At 50.9% G+C, this 18,361-nt stretch carries 21 protein-coding genes; 9 read left to right on the forward strand and 12 right to left on the reverse strand.

The features are described from left to right. The first annotated feature begins 56 nt into the window (after positions 1-56). A complete protein-coding gene (locus tag DAI21_RS17995) occupies positions 57-278 on the forward strand; it encodes a transcriptional regulator (RefSeq protein WP_234419499.1) in 222 nt (73 codons plus the stop codon). A gap of 30 nt (positions 279-308) precedes the next feature. On the opposite strand, the gene DAI21_RS18000 is transcribed toward DAI21_RS17995, so the two are convergent. The 7 genes from DAI21_RS18000 to DAI21_RS18035 form a co-directional block, all read right to left on the reverse strand. Further along, positions 309-1,049, reverse strand: coding sequence for a DNA adenine methylase (locus DAI21_RS18000; RefSeq protein ID WP_107703836.1), 741 nt, complete (start codon positions 1,047-1,049; stop codon positions 309-311). Between the two features lie 74 nt (positions 1,050-1,123). After that, positions 1,124-1,444, reverse strand: a complete 321-nt coding sequence (locus DAI21_RS18005; protein ID WP_107703837.1) for an ead/Ea22-like family protein — start codon at positions 1,442-1,444, stop codon at positions 1,124-1,126. A gap of 2 nt (positions 1,445-1,446) precedes the next feature. Further along, the gene (locus DAI21_RS18010; protein ID WP_370447036.1) at positions 1,447-4,152 is read right to left on the reverse strand and encodes a toprim domain-containing protein; all 2,706 of its coding nucleotides are present in this window, start codon (positions 4,150-4,152) and stop codon (positions 1,447-1,449) included. 243 nt (positions 4,153-4,395) lie between these two features. Further along, positions 4,396-4,629: a DUF2528 family protein gene (locus DAI21_RS23435; RefSeq protein ID WP_304598448.1), complete on the reverse strand. Its 234-nt coding sequence runs from the start codon at positions 4,627-4,629 to the stop codon at positions 4,396-4,398. After that, positions 4,608-4,796, reverse strand: coding sequence for a DUF2528 family protein (locus DAI21_RS23405; RefSeq protein WP_107703839.1), 189 nt, complete (start codon positions 4,794-4,796; stop codon positions 4,608-4,610). The genes DAI21_RS23435 and DAI21_RS23405 overlap by 22 nt, the downstream gene beginning before the upstream one ends. A 227-nt stretch (positions 4,797-5,023) precedes the next feature. After that, positions 5,024-5,263, reverse strand: coding sequence for a hypothetical protein (locus DAI21_RS18030; protein WP_107703840.1), 240 nt, complete (start codon positions 5,261-5,263; stop codon positions 5,024-5,026). A gap of 191 nt (positions 5,264-5,454) precedes the next feature. Beyond that, positions 5,455-6,174, reverse strand: coding sequence for a hypothetical protein (locus tag DAI21_RS18035; RefSeq protein ID WP_107703841.1), 720 nt, complete (start codon positions 6,172-6,174; stop codon positions 5,455-5,457). A 225-nt stretch (positions 6,175-6,399) separates the two neighbouring features. Here DAI21_RS18035 and DAI21_RS18040 point away from each other — a divergent pair, with 225 nt between their 5' ends. After that, on the forward strand, positions 6,400-6,870 hold the full coding sequence (locus tag DAI21_RS18040; protein ID WP_107703842.1) for a hypothetical protein: 471 nt from the start codon (positions 6,400-6,402) through the stop codon (positions 6,868-6,870). A 63-nt stretch (positions 6,871-6,933) separates the two neighbouring features. On the opposite strand, the gene DAI21_RS18045 is transcribed toward DAI21_RS18040, so the two are convergent. Beyond that, positions 6,934-7,395: a hypothetical protein gene (locus DAI21_RS18045; RefSeq protein ID WP_107703843.1), complete on the reverse strand. Its 462-nt coding sequence runs from the start codon at positions 7,393-7,395 to the stop codon at positions 6,934-6,936. Continuing rightward, positions 7,392-7,673, reverse strand: a complete 282-nt coding sequence (locus DAI21_RS18050; protein ID WP_234419500.1) for a DNA-binding protein — start codon at positions 7,671-7,673, stop codon at positions 7,392-7,394. The genes DAI21_RS18045 and DAI21_RS18050 overlap by 4 nt, the downstream gene beginning before the upstream one ends. Positions 7,674-7,794: 121 nt before the next feature. On the opposite strand from DAI21_RS18050, the gene DAI21_RS18055 reads away from it, so the two are divergent. The 3 genes from DAI21_RS18055 (at position 7,795) to DAI21_RS18065 (ending at position 10,308) form a co-directional block, all read left to right on the forward strand. Beyond that, on the forward strand, positions 7,795-8,094 hold the full coding sequence (locus tag DAI21_RS18055) for a DNA-binding transcriptional regulator (protein ID WP_107703844.1): 300 nt from the start codon (positions 7,795-7,797) through the stop codon (positions 8,092-8,094). A gap of 215 nt (positions 8,095-8,309) precedes the next feature. Next, complete coding sequence (locus DAI21_RS18060; protein WP_199908254.1) at positions 8,310-9,242, forward strand: tyrosine-type recombinase/integrase; 933 nt, start codon at positions 8,310-8,312, stop codon at positions 9,240-9,242. Between the two features lie 181 nt (positions 9,243-9,423). Continuing rightward, the gene (locus tag DAI21_RS18065) at positions 9,424-10,308 is read left to right on the forward strand and encodes a D-hexose-6-phosphate mutarotase (protein ID WP_107703846.1); all 885 of its coding nucleotides are present in this window, start codon (positions 9,424-9,426) and stop codon (positions 10,306-10,308) included. A gap of 38 nt (positions 10,309-10,346) precedes the next feature. On the opposite strand, the gene DAI21_RS18070 is transcribed toward DAI21_RS18065, so the two are convergent. Beyond that, a complete protein-coding gene (locus DAI21_RS18070) occupies positions 10,347-11,201 on the reverse strand; it encodes an aldo/keto reductase (protein ID WP_107703847.1) in 855 nt (284 codons plus the stop codon). Between the two features lie 92 nt (positions 11,202-11,293). Further along, positions 11,294-12,040, reverse strand: a complete 747-nt coding sequence (locus tag DAI21_RS18075; RefSeq protein ID WP_107703848.1) for a MipA/OmpV family protein — start codon at positions 12,038-12,040, stop codon at positions 11,294-11,296. 435 nt (positions 12,041-12,475) lie between these two features. Here DAI21_RS18075 and yeaG point away from each other — a divergent pair, with 435 nt between their 5' ends. The 3 genes from yeaG (at position 12,476) to DAI21_RS18090 (ending at position 16,608) form a co-directional block, all read left to right on the forward strand. Beyond that, the gene (gene yeaG / locus DAI21_RS18080) at positions 12,476-14,410 is read left to right on the forward strand and encodes a protein kinase YeaG (protein WP_100780530.1); all 1,935 of its coding nucleotides are present in this window, start codon (positions 12,476-12,478) and stop codon (positions 14,408-14,410) included. Positions 14,411-14,530: 120 nt separating this feature from the next. After that, a complete protein-coding gene (locus DAI21_RS18085; protein WP_102103479.1) occupies positions 14,531-15,811 on the forward strand; it encodes a YeaH/YhbH family protein in 1,281 nt (426 codons plus the stop codon). 296 nt (positions 15,812-16,107) lie between these two features. Then, positions 16,108-16,608, forward strand: a complete 501-nt coding sequence (locus tag DAI21_RS18090) for a YbaK/prolyl-tRNA synthetase associated domain-containing protein (RefSeq protein ID WP_107703849.1) — start codon at positions 16,108-16,110, stop codon at positions 16,606-16,608. A 21-nt stretch (positions 16,609-16,629) separates the two neighbouring features. Here the strand turns inward: DAI21_RS18090 and yoaI are convergent, their stop codons facing one another. Further along, positions 16,630-16,734, reverse strand: coding sequence for a small membrane protein YoaI (gene yoaI / locus DAI21_RS23345; protein WP_228483420.1), 105 nt, complete (start codon positions 16,732-16,734; stop codon positions 16,630-16,632). Positions 16,735-17,020: 286 nt separating this feature from the next. On the opposite strand from yoaI, the gene DAI21_RS18095 reads away from it, so the two are divergent. Beyond that, positions 17,021-18,355, forward strand: a complete 1,335-nt coding sequence (locus DAI21_RS18095; protein WP_107703850.1) for a glycoside-pentoside-hexuronide (GPH):cation symporter — start codon at positions 17,021-17,023, stop codon at positions 18,353-18,355. Positions 18,356-18,361: the final 6 nt, after the last annotated feature.

Genomic DNA, 18,361 nt, shown 5'->3' on the forward strand with positions numbered 1-18,361 from the left:
GTGAGGGCTGGAAATTGGCAACAATAAAAGTTATCTGCGATGTGTGCGGCGCTCGCATGATCAACCGCAAAACGAACTGGCAGAAAGCTGGTGTTTACGCTGATTGCTATTACAGCTGCACAAACGTCGAATGCAGCCGGACATCAGTGTGGTCGCTGAATCATCATCACGATGTCACCCGCAGCGGCCTCGAAAAAAATGACATCGTGAAAGAGCTGCTTTCACGGTTAAGCCAGGAAGAAAGGCAGATGGCCATCGACTTTTTGCAAGCCGGATAAACTAAGCCCCGCATGATGCGGGGCTTTTTATTACTCAATTTCAAAATTACTGACCAGCAATTCCCTGGCTTTTTGTTTATTACTCCCGAGCGAGTACCCCGCACTCAGCGCAGTAATGTGCAGCCCGGAGAACGTCTCGCGCATCAGCTCAGAATCCCCCAATGAGATAATCACCTTCCCTTTTGCTTCCTTCGCGAGCGTCGCCATTTTGCTGTACTCCCCCAGTGGGAAATCAACACCATAGCCAGCTGTGCCGTAATAAGGTGGATCGAGATAAAACAACGTCTCTGGCCTGTCGTAACGCTTCAGGCAGATATCCCATGCCAGATGTTCAATGACGGCATCAGAGAGGCGCAGGTGGGCCTCTGATAGCGTCTCTTCAAGCCTGAGCAGGTTTAGTCCGTGGAACTTAGTGGCAGACGTGCCAAACGTATTACCGCCGACCTTCGCCCCGAACTCGAGGCGCTGCTGGTAATAAAAACGCGCGGCTCGCTGGATGTCGGTTAACGTTTCGGGGTCAGTGGCCTTATTCCATTCAAAAATCTGCCGGCTGGTGAGCGCCCATTTAAACTGCCTGACAAACTCCTCAAGGTGATGCTTAACTACCCTGTAAAGGTTCACCAGCTCCCCATTGATATCGTTTAGCACCTCAACTTTTGAGGGCTCCTTGCGAAAGAATAAAGCCGCTCCACCACAGAACGGCTCGACATAACAAGTGTGCTCCGGGAATGCCGGCAAAATGGCTTTTGCCAGCCGGCTTTTACCGCCCATCCACGGAATAATTGGTTTAGACAAATCTCCCTCCTATAAAAAAAGGGGTGCTGTATCGCACCCCGTCCAGATGATTATTTAATCTCTTTCTGCATGGCTATCGTTGTTTCATTCAGTGCGTTAGCCAGCGTCAACTCGGTAATCTGCTTCTCGGCGGCTTCCAGTGCGCCCAGCAACGCAAGAACAACGGGGGGATTAGCGGCGGCGATAAACTCAGCGTTTAGCCAGTCTTGCTCGGCTGTCAACTCGCTGCCCCCACAAATTTCGGCCAGCATATAGTTCGCCGTGCCTTCGCTGGCAGAAAAGATCGCGCCGTTTTCAGCAACCCACTCGCCGGGTGTGGCCTTCGCTGCGGCTTCATAAAGTTTTTGGAATGATTTTTGTTTACTCATCATTTTCAGGCCTTCCTCTCAATTGTTTTGCGTCTAAAAATCCAGCAGTGGTAAATTTCTGGCTTGCTCTGTACCGCAACTTTTCCAGCGTTGTATTGCTTACTCACAATGCTCCTCACCGGTCCGGCCTTAACAAATTCTCTGGTGCGGCTACCTTTTAGTAATTTCTTGATTTCTGATAACGAGAAGGGCATGCGCTGCCGGTAATGGCTCGCTATCTCTTCAAGGTGGTTAAAATTGACGGCAATTTCTCCGGGCTCCGCAGAGTGGTTGATGCCGAACTGCTCCTGAGAATCCAGGTAATCAAACAGATCCCAAAATTCCTGCACCATCGGGTGGTCGAGGTTGAGGGTGCTCTGGCGCTCGGCGGCTATCGAGAAAATATAATTTCTGGTCGCTGTCAGGCGGTCAGTGTGTACCGGCACCACAAGCGCCAGGGCGCACAGCATACCGATGAGTTGAGAGTGGGTTTTGATAATGCGCCTGTGCTTGATGTCGGTCCGGCCAGCCATCTCATCCATAGCAATCTGGTAGTGGCGTTGATATTCCTGCAGTACCTCTGCCTCTTTTTGGGCTGATAGCAAAAGGAACCCCGACACGCTTTTTATGGGGGTTTGTTCAAGGCGCTCAGCTGCGCGCTGGGTGAGATGGGTGTGGGTTGATGTATCGGTGAACATATGAATGATGCGTGATAAGAGCGCCTCTGAACCATCCACCTCGGCGTTTTGTGCAATCACAATCGAGCCCCGGAATGGCGGTTCGTGCGTTTCGTTACCGGAATTTTTTATACCCAGGGCGCGTGATGCACGTCCGTTATAAAGTGACTTAAGCTCATCAAAGTCGAATGCTCTGAGCTTTGATGGCTTATCTGTGCCATTGCGATCCCCTTCCATCAAAATGACCGGCAAATTACTGACCTGGGCAAAGTTTCTCCCTCGCGCTGCAGGTGAAGATTTGCTGGGATCGAACCCCTCATAATTTTCACGGCCACACAGTTTCCACAGAAATTCAATGAGGGTACTTTTGCCGGTGTTGGGCTCGCCGGATATCTCCAGGAATGGGAAGGATTTGTGGGTATCGCGGATTTGCTCTGCAAATAATGAACCGAACCAGAACGCCAGCGCGGCATAACCTTTAACGCCAAACGCCGTCCAAATGTCATCCAGCCAATCAAGCTGAAACTCTGTGAGCTCGGTATTTATTGAAAGCTGGGGTGAAAGGCTCAGGCTTTTAACGTTGCGCCGGTGGATCTCAAAGTAATCCTCATCGTTCAGCTTGAAGACCTTGCCATTGCTCACAGCAACGCTATTCATTACCCAGGCAGAAAAGTCGCGGTTGTATCCAATGAAGCTCTGCGTCTCTACCTCTTTTATGGTTTCCAGGGAGCGCATAAGGCGATCCAGTTGCTTGGTGTCACCAGAAAATGATGCGCCCTTTGCCAGGTGCAGGAGCCGGTCTTTAATGCTCGATGCAGAGGCGACGTGCGTTGATGTGAATGTGCCTTTTACGGATGGTGAGTGAGTTAGGTTTATTTTGATGTAATACCAGGATTCATCAGTAGGAATGGAGCGCTGGAAGTATAACGGGCGCAGTGTGCAGTTGGCGATTTGCTCAATGGCGCCCGTCTCTTTCAGGGCGCGTTTTTTCGCATCATCATCACTGAATGACTCCTGGTCAAAATCACGTATGCGCTCAAAAGCTGCCATGTATTTATTGAAATCCAGCTTGAACCAGTATGTACGATTGTCGAACTCAAACGGAAAGGCGTGAGCTTCGGTTTGCTGGTACATCAGAAGTGCCTTGGCGCTTGGGGATTCAGCGAGCAATAGCTTGCCGTAATAGCGATATTTAATGATGTTATCTGGCGTGAGTCTGCCCATCTGCAGAAGGTCGTTCCAGTCACGGACGCCGCCATTTTCTGAAGGCAGAGCCGCGCTGACTTTCCAGCCTTCTTCGGCGGCCCTGCTGGCGAACTTGATGATGCTGCTACGGCCAGCGCGATCATCATCAAACGCCCAGATTAGCCGGGGCCGCTTACTGATGTCCGGTATTGCCTCGGCCAGCTTGGCCAGAAGCATGGAGGGGTAATTTTTACAGCTTAGGGTTGCGACCGCGCAGTTTCCGGCCTGAGTCCAGCTCATGGCGTCAAATATGCCTTCAGTGATAAAAATATTGTTCGCGTTGACAAGGTCCGCTGCCGGCGGCTCCCACCAGTAGCCGGCGTATGGCCCGATGAAATTTGCTTTCTGACCAAAGCGTTCCGGCTCATCAATGATGCGCTCCCAGTGCTTGCCATTGGCCAGCGTGAACCTGACGGTGGCACTGCCCATGCCGGTTTCTGAATCTACAAAATGAGCCTGTTTATAGCTGCCTTTAAAACGGGTGATATCCAGCCCTCTCCCATCTCTCAGGTACGCATCTGCTGCAGCATGTGGGTTTTCAGGCGTGGACTTAAAACGGCGTGACCAGTTCTCAAAGAGATCCGGGTAAAGGCTACGGATCGTAATTTCGTGGCCGCACTTATTCTCGCGACCGCATTTGAGGAGGTAAGGGTGTTCGATACTGACATACATCTCTTTTTTGTTGCATGCAGGGCAAACGCCCTGCTGCAAATACTTCTCGCGCTCTTTGAAGCCAAAATCCTGCACCAGACGCCGCACAGCCTCAGCGCGAACTTGCTGATCCATTGGTGTGAGTGGGTTTCCGGTCATATTCTTGACTCCTTGTTATACGTCTCATGCGTCATCAATTGCCAGTGGACGCCGTTGTCTTTGCTTAGTACCCGCCAGCGTATGCCCAAGCGGATAACGAGATAATGCTTTGGCTTTATGCGGGAGTAGTTTTTTCTCCCCCGCATAAACGCGCTCAATTCAATACTGGCGCGCTTCCAGACCCGGGCCGGAGCCCGGCACCCTGAGAGCGTGGGGGGGGTTGCCGCCATCGCTTTGCCGTCCTCACTTACCGGCCTTGTCTGCCGGGCTATCCGGATGCGGAATCTCCATCGCGTCCATTTCGTACCAGCTGTATTCGATATCAGTAAAATCGACGATTGTGATCCCATGCGAGCCATCCATTGGAGGCCAACCCTCCATTCCCTTCCCTGAGTCCCAGTCGAATTGTTTAATTAAATCCTCAATAAAATAGTCGTGCTCAAATTGCTCCCGAATTACCAGCGCCCCAACATGCACAGAACTGCATTAACCAGACTGCCTTTATGTTGCTCACGCCATTTTGGGCTCGACCAAAACTCATTTAATTCTCTGAGTTTTTCATCCGTCATTATATCGTGGTCGATATCAAACACTGCCTCTGCAATATCATTCCATTCAACTTTGTAGCGTTTTACATTAGCCATAAACCCACCTTAAAGAATTGTTTTCCAGAAATGCATTGCGCTAAAAAAAGAAGCGCATACACACAAACAAAAAATGGTAATGAGTGAAACCCACCAGGATGCAGAAGCAAGACAAACCTTAATTGAGCTCCAGTATTTTTCGCTGTACTCCAAGCGTCGTATGCAAAGCAGGACGGGCAGAAGCCCGACAAATAATGAAAAAATGGCAGAGGCAATAATTGCAAATGTCATTGCATGGTCTCCAAATCAAATGGTTGAGGTACTTCGCCGTCAATTACCTGCATCAGCAGAGGTTTAATTTGCTGTGTTGACTCGGTATCACCAGAACAAAACGCAGCGCCGTATATATGCTGCATACCGTTCTGTAGAACCGTGAAAGAGAGTGCGCGGCTATTACCTTCAAACTCGACATTAAAATGAAACTCTTCGAGCAGGTTATTAACCTGTCGAGCGTAGACCTCTTTCATTTGGTGCTCCTCGTCAACCTAACCCTAACTTAAACCGCTGTTAATGCTGTGAATGCGTGCCGGGTTTTAACCATGCCCGGCGCATGGTCTTTGTGGTAAGTTCGCTATGCCGCCATCCGTAGCAAGATGCGAGCGGCATAACTATCAACACACAAAAGAAATGACTACAAATAAGCGAGCCAGCGATATCACTAAATTTGGTCGCGGGTTAAAACAAGTGTCTTAATTCTGTATGCGACGTGCTTAGCAAGCGCTTCTTTGATGGGTAATTTTCTGTCAAGGGAGCGCTCGTGCATATTTTCAGAATCATCAAATAATACACTCACAGCAAAATCGATTGCTGACCAGTCGACCTTGCCTGTTTGTTTCTCCCTCAGTTGGCGGGAAAATTCCTGATAAAGGTCATTGAAGGAGATAGCTTTTTCTTCCTCGATTCGTGATTCAAACGCCTTACTTTCTCCTGCGGGAATTTTTTCAAGGGCTGCGGCAATTAACTCAGAATGATAATCAGATTCAATAGAGTAAATAATAGAGGCTACTTCAGCGTCCTGGTAATAATAACGGCGACGAAAAAGAGTAGCTTCGACTTCACTTTCAACCTCTACATTAGATGAATCAAAATATTCCAACCCTGGCTCTTGCGCAAAATCAGCGAAAGCAAAGCGCTTTGTTAAACCCTCGGAAATATCCCCCGTCGCCAACCATGCTGTAATGCGCTTTCCGAGCCAGAACGAGCATTCCTCAGAACAGCCAACTAGGCTAGCCATCTCTGCCAGTCGATATAATTGCTTTCTTAAGTTGCGTTTATTCTTACATTCCGCCGGTGTTACATGCGCAGGGATTTTTCCGCACTCTTCGAAAATCACATCCGCAATAGCAATGATGCAACTGTCTACAATCTTAATACCCATTTTCACATCCTTATTTAGTTGTGTAAGTTAGTGCCGGGAATTAACCATGCCCGGCGCATGGCTTTGTGGTAAATTCGTTATGCCGCCATCCGACCAAGATGCAAGCGGCATAACTATCAACCCACAAAAGGATTTTTTTATGTCAAGAAGCGTTGGCGCTCACCGCCCCAATAAACCAGCTCCGCCGGCACCGCCAAAAGACGGCAAATAAAAAGGAAGTAGAGAATGACCGAACAAACGAGCTTTGATATTAAGTTTCGACTCGCCTACAGCTACCATCTTGAATATTTCACGTCGGTGCTCTTGCGCCGGTTTGATAAGTTTCTTCTTTTTATTCAGTTCGTGCTGGGTAGCGCCGTCGTTACGGATCGAGGCCCGTCGTTTGTTTACGGTGTTCTCGTAGCCGTCATTGCTGGTCTGCAGTTCGTGATTAAGCCTGGAGAGGTCGCCGGAGCTGCCAAGCAACAAGCGAGGCATTACAGCGAGCTTCTTGATGATTACATCGCCGAGGCTATTGATACCGACACCGTCAGAAAAAAAATCAAGATCATCGAGAAAAGCGACAGCGATGCTCCGGCCAGCCTCAAGGCTCCCGCCTGGAACGCTGCGGCTATCTCTCTGGACTCGGAAGGCAGAGATGCAACCAATCTGCTTGGTCGATTCTTTATCTGGCTGTGTGGCGAACGTTGCGATTAACATTCTCGCGCCCTCTTCAAGGTATCTGTAAATCATTTCAAAGACCGGCTAAGTCGGTCTTTTTTATTCAACGAATACACCGGGTTTATTGCCGGTCTTCTTCCAGTGCTCAGCTGCAGAGCGGATGACGGTCGTTTCATCGCTTCCCGCATATGCAGCGACGTCAGCAAGCTTAAATAACTGGTCACACGCCCATTCAATTTCCGCCGGGGTGTGAGGTGGGACGCTCTCACTTGATAGCTCCTGGCGCATCTGGTACATGCAGAGCACTGCGTTAGCAGCCATAAGCAGGGGTCTATTGGCGAGCCATGTATTTGCGCTGTATGTCTCTTTGCTCAGATACAGCTTGTCGATGTGGTTTACTGCTTCAGCCAGTGCGAAATAGCTGCCGCAATGACCACCACTTTCCGCTTCATGAACTTCGTACTTATCCAGGGTTGTCACTCGGTTATCTCGGGTCACCTTTCGGATAGTGAAATCACCGTACACCCAGTGATTGGGGTGCGTATTAATTAGCTGTCTCATCTCTCTTCCTTATTGGCAGCAAGGGTGTAACGCACTCCCTTTTGGTGGGCGTCCATGTAAATTGCATAGAGATTTACTTCACGCTTTTTCTTCGGCCCTGACTGGATGATTGGGACTGTTCCCCTATCAGCCCGATTCCGCATTGCCCCTCTCGATATACCGATTCGTTTTGCATGCTCAGCTAACGACTCTGATACCCGATTACCGAATGGATAATCTCTGGGTAAATCAGCGATATCCGGCATCTCATTGACCGAATTTTTCAACTTATTAGGCATCGGTGATATCCTCTCGAATTGATGCACCCTGATGCACCATGATGCAGTTTGGGTGTTTGTTGATGTCATCTGGTGCAACTTGTTGAACCAGTGACGAGAGTTTGGAACAACAAGGTGAACCATGTCAAGTGAACTTGCTGAAAAAATGAAGGCTATCCGAGAGGCCGAAGGTTTGAGTCAGTCAAAATTTTCTGAAATAACAGGGATTTCGATAAGTACAATCAAAAAATATGAAACAGGGGTTAAAGACCCTGGAAGCAGGACTTTACTTAAAGTCACCACCCACCCTGAGTACAAAAAATACACAATGTGGTTGATGAGTGATGAAACCAATGAGGCTGCCGGACAGATTAGTCCGGCTCTCTCCCCTGATGGGCAAAAGAACATATCCAACCGCCAAAACGGCCAAAAGGCTGGCTAGTCGCTTTGAAAATTAAGAACTTTTGGTCTACTGGCGGTATTTGCTTCTACAAAATGGACTTATTAGAGGATGAAACACCCATGCAAAACAATCAGTTAGTAAATGGATGGAATGAGAATTTTAATGCTGCTTTTGCAGAATAAATAACTTAACTAACTTTTGGGGCTTGCCAGATGACCATATCTAAACTTCCCGACGGGAGATACCTTGTTGATTTGCGCCCACAAGGTCGCGAAGGTGGGAGAATAAGAAAGCGCTTTAAAATTAAGTCAGAAGCGCAGCAGTACGAAAGATGGGCAATAGCTCATTATCACAATAAAGAGTGGGAGCGGCGACCGGTCGCTGACAGACGCAGCCTCTCTGAGCTAATAGCACTCTGGTACCAGTTAAAAGGCCAGATGATGAAGTCGTCGGCGAGCACGCATAACAAGGTTAAAGCCGTTGATAAGCGACTTGGTTATCCTCGAGCGGATCAGATAAACAAAAAAATGATTGCTGACTATCGCGCTAGGCGATTTGAATCGGGTGTCACGGCAAATACGATTAACAGAGATATTACTGCCATTTCGGCGGTATTCGCCTCCCTGATTGAGATGGGTAATTATCACGGCGATAACCCTTTCTCTGGAACAAAAAAACTTAAGGTGGCCACGGCTGAAATGGGGTTTTTGTCGCTAAATGAGATAGATGCCCTCCTGGAGGAACTGCCGGAAGACGAGCGGCTAGCAGCTGAATTATCGCTATCAACAGGTGCCCGCTGGGGCGAAGTGAAGCGTCTTTCCAGTACCCGTGTAGCTCATGGCCGAGTTACTTTTACAGACACTAAAAACGGTAAGGATCGCACCGTCCCCATCAGCGTAAATCTAGAGGCGAAACTAAAAGCTCGAGGTCGAGGGTTAATCTTTTCAGCAATCAATTATGACCTAGTGCGAGCTGCGCTCAAAAAAGTTGCAGCTGACCTACCAAAAGGCCAGGCGGTTCATGCTTTGCGCCATACGTTCGCATCTCACTTTGTGATGAACGGAGGCAATATTCTAGTCCTGCAGAAAATTCTCGGACATGCAAAGATTCAACAAACAATGGTCTACGCACACTTGGCTCCTGATTTTCTGCAGGATGCCGTCAGGTTCAATCCGATTAAAGAATAGGTGAGCTTGGGCACTCTCAGGAGTGTCCACAAATTGCCCAAAACCCTGATGTTAGATGATGTTAGATGATGTAGAATGATGTAGAAAACCTAACGATATATCAGTAACTTACTGAATTAATTGAATAATAAGAGGCCACCTCGGTCGCCTTTTTTTATGCTTAAAGACAGAGGATTGCGTAATGATTCACAAAATTTTTGCACTTCCAGTAGTCGATCAACTTACCCCTGTACTCTCCCGCCGCCAGATTGATGGCGCGGATATTATTGTCGTCGATCACCCGCGCGTGAAAGCCTCTGTGGCCCTCAATGGCGCCCACCTGCTCTCCTGGAAACCAGAAGGCGAAGAAGAAGGCCTGTGGCTGAGCGCAGCGACCTCTTTCAAAAAAGGGGCGGCGATTCGCGGTGGCGTTCCTATCTGCTGGCCGTGGTTTGGCCCTGCCGCTGAAGCGGGCCTGCCAGCGCACGGTTTTGCCCGTAACCAACAGTGGACGCTGAAAGCGCACAACGAAGATGATAACGGCGCCGTGCTGACCTTCGAACTGCAAAGCAATGACGAAACCCGCGCGCTGTGGCCGCATGACTTCACGCTGTATGCCCGCTTCAAACTGGGTCAAACCTGTGAAATTGAGCTGGAAGCGCACGGTGAGTTTGAAACCACCTCTGCCCTGCACACCTATTTCAACGTCGGTGACATTGCGGATGTAAAAGTGAGCGGCTTTGGCGATCGCTTTATCGATAAAGTGGATAACGCGAAAGAAGGTAAACTGAGCGACGGCGTGCAGACCTTCCCGGATCGTACCGACCGCGTCTATCTGAACCCGGAAGCCTGCAGCGTGATCCACGATGCGGCGCTCAACCGTGGTATTGAAGTGGTTCACCACCATCACAGCAATGTGGTGGGCTGGAACCCAGGCCCGGCGCTCTCTGTGAGCATGGCTGATGTACCGGACGACGGGTATAAAACCTTTGTCTGCGTCGAAACCGCGTGCGTCACCGCACCGCAGAAAACCAGCGCGGATAAACCATCCCGCCTGGGTCAGACCATCAAAATCGTTAAACGCTAATCCCGTATCCCCTCTCTGCCCAGAGAGGGGAAATTTCGTTACACCACCTCCAGTGCTGTTTTACGTCCCGGCGCCGGAAACGCCGCATCCAGCCGCGCAAGTTCTTCAGCCGAAAGCGTTAACGCCAACGCGCCTGCATTCTCTTTCACATGTTCAATCGACGCCGCTTTTGGAATGGCGATAACACCCTGATGGCTAATTACCCACGCAAGAAGCACCTGTGCGGCGCTGGCGTGATGATGTTGCGCGATGTCATTCACGGCGGGATGATTGAGCAGGCCAGAGCGTAACCGTCCGGCTTGCGCCAGCGGGCAATAGGCCATCACCGGCATCGACTGCTGCTGACACCAGGGAAGCAGAGCGTATTCAATGCCACGCGAGGCCAGATGATAAAGCACCTGATTGGTGGCACACTCCGCACCGCCCTCGACGCCCCACAGCTCCTGCATATCGTCATGGTCGAAATTAGACACACCCCAGCGGCCAATTTTGCCCTGCTGTTGCAATGTCTGCATCAGCTCAACGGTCTCATCCAGACCGTAGTTTCCGCGCCAGTGCAGTAGGTAAAGGTCGATGTAGTCGGTGCCGAGACGACGAAGGCTGGCCTCGCAGGACGCTATCCCCTTTTTCCCGCCCGCATTCCACGGATAAATCTTGGAGACCAGAAAGACGCGATCGCGCTGGCCTTTGATCGCCTCGCCCACCACCTCCTCGGCTCGGCCATCTGCATACATTTCGGCGGTGTCGATGAGCGTCAGCCCCATATCGATGCCCGCTCGCAGTGCAGCCACTTCGTTTTGCCGCTGACCGGCGTTTTCACCCATATACCAGGTTCCCTGCCCCATCGCCGGCAAGGTAAAACGGTCAGCAAAAGTCACGGTTTTATCTGACATTTTTCTCTCCTGTTTTTCTCCGCACCACCATAAAGCAAACGGGGCGCAAGCGCCCCGTTGTCATGCACAGAATGCACCGTAAAAGTGCACAATCAGAAGCTGTAGGTCACGCCCGCAGAGAACAGACCGGCCCAGGACTTATCAACCATCGGGCTGTCTTTCACTTCATCGCTAAGACGGGTGTAACGGGTAGAGGCGTACAGGTTCCAGTCGCTGGCAAACTTGTAGCTTGCGGTCAGTTCCAGGTACGGGTTCCAGCCGTCATCCGCGTCATAGCTGTTCAGGCCACTACGTTTAGACTCTTTATGGGACACCCCATAATAGTAGTCGTTGTAGTTTTCGCTGCTGTACTCCACACCGATACCCGGCGTCAGCGTGATGCCGCCGTTGGTGTAGCGGTACAACCAGGCCAGATCCCAGATAAACCCGTTGCTGTTGTCCAGCGTATCGCCCGCAAGCGCAGTGCGCAGGAAGCCATACTGGGTATTGTGAACATAGGAAAGCCCCGCCATTACGGTGCTTCTGCGTTTATCGAGCTGACGCAGCGCATGGCTGTCACTGTCACCCGGCTTGAAGTGCATCGGGTTGTAGTACGCCATGATGGAGAGCTTATCTGTGTTGTCATTCCACAGGTAGTAACCGCCACCCAGGCCGCGGAACCAGAAATTATCGCCTTCATAAGTGATCACTGGCACCGGATAAACGTCGCGATCGTACTGTTTATACGGGCTGTTGATAACGCCGACGCCTGCGCCAACGGACCACTGATCGGCCGCGTGAGCGGTGCTAACGGACGTGGCGACAAGTACGCCCAATGCCAGAAGTTTGAGTTTGGTCACAATCCATTCTTTCCTGTAGTCAAATAATCAGCGAGTGAAGTGTAACCGCCCTGCCCACACATCCCAAAATTTTTTGCCCGCTAATGAGTTTAATTAACCGATTATTTTCATCATTTAAGATGACGCGAGGCTTTCATTTATGTGACGAGGCAGTGAAAGTCGACGTTTTATCCTGAATCTCGCCGCAGATTTTTTGGATGAGTTATTGATATGTCATTGAAATTAGATTCTGGAGGCATGCAAGTTTTGCAAATGCCATCTACGCTTAATTTTAGGAAGATGAATTGCTGTACGCCCGGCGGTTGAGAGCGCAAGACCTGGCACACGGGTTGCTGCTCTGGTACTGAGGTGCGGGGGTGAAGACGCTTCCAGGAGCCTCCACTATTCATACGAACGGCTCTTTTCCTGTGCTAAAAAACGAAAGGACGGCATGCCATGAATATATTCGATCACTATCGCCAGCGCTATGAAGCTGCCAAGGACGAAGAGTTCACACTGCAGGAGTTTCTTGCTGTCTGTAAGCAAGATCGCAGTGCCTATGCCAATGCGGCAGAACGGCTATTGATGGCTATCGGTGAGCCAAACATGGTCGACACTGCCCTCGAACCACGGCTCTCCCGTCTCTTTTCGAATCGTGTGGTTGCACGATACCCCGCTTTTGAAGAATTTTATGGCATGGAAGACGCCATCGAGCAGATTGTTTCGTACCTGAAACACGCGGCTCAGGGTCTGGAAGAGAAGAAACAGATCCTTTACTTATTAGGCCCGGTCGGTGGCGGTAAATCGTCCCTGGCAGAGCGCCTGAAATCACTGATGCAGCGCGTGCCGATCTATGTTCTTAGCGCCAACGGAGAACGCAGCCCGGTTAACGATCATCCGCTGTGCCTGTTCAATCCGCAGGAAGATGCCCAAATTCTGGACAAAGAGTTTGGCATCCCGAACCGCTATCTCGGCACGATCATGTCGCCGTGGGCGGCGAAGCGCCTGCATGAGTTTGGCGGCGACATCACCAAATTCCGCGTGGTAAAAGTCTGGCCATCCATTCTGCAGCAGATTGCGATTGCCAAGACCGAGCCGGGCGATGAGAACAATCAGGATATCTCCGCGCTGGTCGGTAAAGTCGATATCCGTAAACTGGAACACCACGCGCAAAACGATCCGGATGCCTATGGCTATTCCGGCGCGCTGTGCCGTGCCAACCAGGGTGTGATGGAGTTCGTCGAGATGTTTAAAGCGCCCATCAAGGTGCTGCATCCGCTGCTGACCGCCACCCAGGAAGGGAACTACAACGGGACGGAAGGTATTTCCGCCCTGCCGTTCAACGGGATCATTCTGGCGCACTCGAACGAATCAGAGTGGGTCACCTTCCGTAATAACAAAAACAACGAGGCGTTCCTTGACCGTGTGTACATCGTCAAAGTGCCTTATTGCCTGCGGATCTCCGAAGAGATCAAAATTTACGAGAAACTGCTTAACAACAGTGAGCTGGTGCATGCCCCTTGCGCGCCGGGAACCCTGGAAACGCTGTCGCGCTTCTCGATTCTCTCGCGTCTGAAAGAGCCAGAAAACTCCAGCATCTATTCGAAGATGCGCGTCTACGATGGCGAAAGCCTGAAAGATACCGATCCGAAAGCGAAGTCCTATCAGGAATATCGCGATTACGCCGGTGTCGACGAAGGGATGAACGGCTTGTCCACGCGTTTCGCGTTTAAAATCCTCTCCCGCGTGTTCAACTTCGACCACGCCGAAGTGGCGGCCAACCCGGTACATCTGTTCTACGTTCTGGAGCAGCAGATTGAGCGCGAGCAGTTCCCGCAGGATCTGGCGGAACGGTATCTTGAGTTCCTCAAAGGCTATCTGATTCCGAAATACGCCGAGTTTATCGGCAAAGAGATCCAGACCGCCTACCTGGAATCCTATTCCGAATACGGGCAGAACATTTTCGACCGTTATGTCACCTATGCGGACTTCTGGATCCAGGATCAGGAATACCGCGACCCGGATACCGGCCAGCTGTTTGACCGTGAATCCCTGAACGCGGAACTGGAAAAAATTGAGAAGCCGGCCGGGATCAGTAATCCGAAAGACTTCCGTAACGAGATCGTGAACTTCGTGCTGCGCGCCAGAGCGCATAACAGCGGACGTAACCCGAACTGGACCAGCTACGAAAAACTGCGCACGGTTATTGAGAAGAAAATGTTCTCGAATACCGAAGAGCTGTTGCCGGTCATTTCGTTTAATGCCAAAACCTCAACCGACGAGCAGAAAAAGCACGACGATTTTGTCGATCGCATGATGGAGAAAGGCTATACCCGCAAGCAGGTTCGTCTGCTGTGCGAATGGTATTTGCGCGTACGTAAATCGTCTTAACAAAAGTGCCCGGTGGCTTCTCGCCATCGGGCCGACAACGACAACATTCCGTTAGCCGAATAAGCGCAGCGCATCCGGCAAACAGGGAGTGCGAAAGTTGGCAATGCAGTACGGGGGCATATGACCTGGTTTATTGACCGGCGTCTTAACGGCAAAAACAAGAGCACGGTGAACCGCCAGCGCTTCTTGCGCCGTTATAAAGCGCAAATTAAACAGTCGATCTCCGAGGCCATCAACAAACGTTCGGTGACCGATGTGGATAGCGGCGAGTCCGTCTCTATCCCGACGGATGATATTAGCGAACCGATGTTCCATCAGGGACGGGGCGGCTTGCGCCATCGCGTACACCCAGGTAACGACCATTTTGTGCAGAACGATCGCATTGAACGCCCGCAGGGCGGCGGCGGTGGTTCAGGAAGCGGTCAGGGGCAAGCAAGTCAGGACGGTGAAGGCCAGGATGAGTTCGTCTTCCAGATTTCCAAAGATGAGTATCTCGATCTGCTGTTCGAGGATTTGGCGCTGCCAAACCTGAAAAAAAATCAGCACCGTCAGCTTAACGAGTACAAAACCCACCGCGCCGGTTATACCGCCAACGGCGTTCCAGCGAATATTAGCGTAGTGCGTTCCCTGCAAAACTCGCTGGCCCGACGCACCGCGATGACGGCGGGTAAACGTCGTGAACTGCGCGAGCTGGAGGTCAGCCTTAAGACCGTCGAAAACAGCGAGCCTGCGCAACTGCTGGAGGAAGAACGGCTGCGCAAAGAGATTGCCGAACTACGGGCAAAAATCGAGCGTGTGCCGTTTATTGACACCTTTGACTTGCGTTACAAGAACTACGAGAAACGTCCGGAACCTTCCAGCCAGGCGGTAATGTTCTGCCTGATGGACGTCTCCGGCTCGATGGATCAAGCCACCAAAGATATGGCGAAGCGCTTTTATATTCTGCTCTACCTGTTCCTGAGTAGAACCTATAAGAACGTGGATGTCGTCTATATTCGCCACCACACGCAGGCCAAAGAGGTGGATGAGCACGAGTTCTTCTACTCTCAGGAAACCGGCGGGACCATTGTCTCCAGCGCCCTGAAGCTGATGGATGAAGTGGTGAAAGAGCGCTACGACCCGGCGCAGTGGAATATTTATGCCGCGCAGGCGTCCGATGGAGATAACTGGGCGGATGACTCCCCGCTCTGTCACGAAATTCTGGCGAAGAAAATTTTGCCGGTGGTACGGTATTACAGCTACATCGAAATTACCCGTCGCGCACATCAAACGCTCTGGCGGGAATATGAACACCTGCAGGCGATGTTCGATAACTTTGCCATGCAGCATATCCGCGATCAGGATGATATTTATCCGGTCTTCCGCGAATTGTTCCACACGCAAAGTACCAGTAACGCATAAACAAACAGCCAGCGCCCAAATGCTGGCTGTTTTATTTACTGACTCACATTAATACAGTCGAGGGTTTTACCCCTCGGCATAATGCACACCATTATTCCCGAGATAAGCGTCCTATCCGCCCTCCCACTCATGCATAGCCTGTTAAATGTCCGTATCTGTCATTTCCCTGGTAAATATCAAGCAGACGTAAAAATAGCCCCACGCGTGGGCATTATCGGTTTCGTGAAATTAATGCTCTTAAAATACACTGTGCTAATGTAGTCGCACGACTTAACAACCCGAGGGAAATAACGATCATGTCAGACGAGATAAAAGGCACCGCCACCCACCAGCAGCTGATCGCACTGTTATCTGACCAGGGCGCGCAATATCGCGTGGTGGAACATGCGGCGGTAGGAAAATGCGAAGCGGTGAGCGAGATTCGCGGCACGGCGCTGGGCCAGGGGGCGAAAGCGCTGGTGTGTAAAGTTAAGGGTAACGGGGTGAAAAAACATGTGCTGGCGATTCTGGCGGCGGATCAGCAGGCCGATTTGAGTCAATTAGCCAGTCATTTTGGCGGGAGCAAAGCTTCGCTTGCAAGCCCGGCAGAAGTGGACGTTTTAACCGCCTGTGTCTTCGGGGCAATTCCCCCGTTCAGCTTTCATCCGGACCTGACGCTGGTTGCCGATCCCCTGCTGTTCGAGCGTTACGATGAGATTGCCTTTAACGCCGGTCTGCTGGAAAAGTCGGTTATTATGAATACCCATGACTACCTGCGTATCGCCCAGCCTGAGCTGGTGGCGTTTCGCCGCGTCTGAGCATCCCGGCTGGCAGTTCTGTCAGCCGCGTTTTTCCAGAAACATCACTGAGGCCACCAGTATTATCGCAATGGTAAAAAACGACGACGAGATAATCAGCGTTTCAACAAACATGTGATCGTTCATGTTGATTCCCCTTTTGCTGCGTTTGTCCCTTTTTAATCCCCACAGATGACAATGATATGACAGATTCAGGTCAGCCCGATGAATACGATTAAGCTGAAACGATTCTGGTGAAAATAATCCCCTCGCGATAAATACAACCCGCATCACAATAAATTGTTACCGGTATCACGAAAAAGGATTTCCATAAGTCCATTGCCAAATCTCGTAATTGTTAACCCCACCTGCCTGCTTAACACTGCATACAAGAACACCCTCAAATAAACCTTACACTGGCAAGGTGAATAACATGAGCAATACAATTTCCCGTAAAGAGAAAATCAGTTATGGGTTAGGTGATATGGCGAGCCATATAGGGCTGGATAACGTTATTATCTTTCTGACCTTTTATTATACGGACGTCGTCGGTCTGCCCGCCGCCTTTGTGGGAACCATGTTTCTGCTGGCAAGAACGGCAGATGCGATTATCGATCCGGCGATGGGCTATATTGCCGATCGCACCCGCACCCGCTGGGGTAAATTCCGCCCGTGGATGCTGTGGCTGGCCCTGCCGTTTGGTGCCAGCTGTCTGCTCACTTATGCCGTCCCGGAGTCGCTGGATCTGCACGGCAAAATGATTTTTGCCACCATCAGCTACACGGTGATGATGCTGATGTATACCGCCATTAATATCCCCTATTGCTCGATGGGCGCGGTGATTACCCCGGATAACGAAGCGCGTATTTCCCTGCAATCGTATCGCTTTTTCCTCGCCACCCTCGGCGGTGCGTTATCCACCTTCTTTATGATGCCCCTGGCTGAATTTCTCGGCGGCGACGATAAATTACTCGGCTATCGCTGGGCGATGGCAATAATGGCGACGATTGCGGTCATTATGTTCTGGATCTGTTTTGCTAATACCCGCGAGCGTATTAACGCCCCCGCGACGCACAATAATTATCTGGCTGAATTACGCGATTTATTGCGCAACGATCAGTGGCGCGTGGTTGCCGTTCTGGTATTAACCAATATTGGTTTTGGGGTTATTCGTCTAGGGGCGATGATGTATTTCGTCACCTATTATCTCGGCAGCGCCAGCTATTTTATGTGGATGCTCGGCGCGCATATTCTCGGTAAAGCGGCGGGCAGCGCGCTGGCAAAACGCCTGACGCGCAACTACAGCAAAGTACAGATGTTTGGCTACTGCGCGGTGCTGGCGGGCGTGCTGAGTATCGCCCTGTTCTTTGCGCCGAAAATGGTCGTCGTACTGGTGCCCCTCACCTTCATTATCTCCACCCTTTATCAGGCCACCACCACCTTAATGTGGGTGATGATGGCTGACGTCGCCGATTACGGCGAATGGAAACAGGGCAAACGCATGGACGGCGTGATCTTCTCGACCTTCCTCGCCGTGCTCAAACTGGGAATGGCCATCAGCGGTGCCATTGTCGGCTGGACGCTGGGCTTCAGCGGCTATGTGGCTAACGCGCCGGAGCAAACCTCCACCGCCATGTACTGCATCATCGCCCTCTTTACCGTGGTGCCGGGCATTCTCTCCCTGTGCGCATTTGCCACCCTGCGCTGGTACAAGCTAGACGACCGCACCATGCAATCCATCAACCTTGCCAAACACAGTCTTTCGTAAAAGGAC

The sequence above is a fragment of the Lelliottia sp. WB101 genome (genome assembly GCF_003051885.1).
Taxonomy (GTDB): domain Bacteria; phylum Pseudomonadota; class Gammaproteobacteria; order Enterobacterales; family Enterobacteriaceae; genus Enterobacter; species Enterobacter nimipressuralis.

Excerpts from the sequence above, each read along its gene's own strand:
- DAI21_RS23405 (WP_107703839.1), bottom strand. The coding sequence starts at position 4,796 with ATGGCTAATGTAAAACGCTACAAAGTTGAATGGAATGATATTGCAGAG.
- DAI21_RS18040 (WP_107703842.1), top strand. The coding sequence starts at position 6,400 with ATGACCGAACAAACGAGCTTTGATATTAAGTTTCGACTCGCCTACAGC.
- DAI21_RS18050 (WP_234419500.1), bottom strand. The coding sequence starts at position 7,673 with ATGCCTAATAAGTTGAAAAATTCGGTCAATGAGATGCCGGATATCGCT.
- DAI21_RS18010 (WP_370447036.1), bottom strand. The coding sequence starts at position 4,152 with ATGACCGGAAACCCACTCACACCAATGGATCAGCAAGTTCGCGCTGAG.
- DAI21_RS17995 (WP_234419499.1), top strand. The coding sequence starts at position 57 with ATGATCAACCGCAAAACGAACTGGCAGAAAGCTGGTGTTTACGCTGAT.
- DAI21_RS18070 (WP_107703847.1), bottom strand. The coding sequence starts at position 11,201 with ATGTCAGATAAAACCGTGACTTTTGCTGACCGTTTTACCTTGCCGGCG.
- DAI21_RS18065 (WP_107703846.1), top strand. The coding sequence starts at position 9,424 with ATGATTCACAAAATTTTTGCACTTCCAGTAGTCGATCAACTTACCCCT.
- DAI21_RS18005 (WP_107703837.1), bottom strand. The coding sequence starts at position 1,444 with ATGATGAGTAAACAAAAATCATTCCAAAAACTTTATGAAGCCGCAGCG.
- DAI21_RS18045 (WP_107703843.1), bottom strand. The coding sequence starts at position 7,395 with ATGAGACAGCTAATTAATACGCACCCCAATCACTGGGTGTACGGTGAT.
- DAI21_RS18095 (WP_107703850.1), top strand. The coding sequence starts at position 17,021 with ATGAGCAATACAATTTCCCGTAAAGAGAAAATCAGTTATGGGTTAGGT.
- DAI21_RS18055 (WP_107703844.1), top strand. The coding sequence starts at position 7,795 with ATGTCAAGTGAACTTGCTGAAAAAATGAAGGCTATCCGAGAGGCCGAA.
- yoaI (WP_228483420.1), bottom strand. The coding sequence starts at position 16,734 with ATGAACGATCACATGTTTGTTGAAACGCTGATTATCTCGTCGTCGTTT.
- yeaG (WP_100780530.1), top strand. The coding sequence starts at position 12,476 with ATGAATATATTCGATCACTATCGCCAGCGCTATGAAGCTGCCAAGGAC.
- DAI21_RS18000 (WP_107703836.1), bottom strand. The coding sequence starts at position 1,049 with ATGGGCGGTAAAAGCCGGCTGGCAAAAGCCATTTTGCCGGCATTCCCG.
- DAI21_RS18090 (WP_107703849.1), top strand. The coding sequence starts at position 16,108 with ATGTCAGACGAGATAAAAGGCACCGCCACCCACCAGCAGCTGATCGCA.
- DAI21_RS18035 (WP_107703841.1), bottom strand. The coding sequence starts at position 6,174 with ATGGGTATTAAGATTGTAGACAGTTGCATCATTGCTATTGCGGATGTG.
- DAI21_RS18085 (WP_102103479.1), top strand. The coding sequence starts at position 14,531 with ATGACCTGGTTTATTGACCGGCGTCTTAACGGCAAAAACAAGAGCACG.
- DAI21_RS18030 (WP_107703840.1), bottom strand. The coding sequence starts at position 5,263 with ATGAAAGAGGTCTACGCTCGACAGGTTAATAACCTGCTCGAAGAGTTT.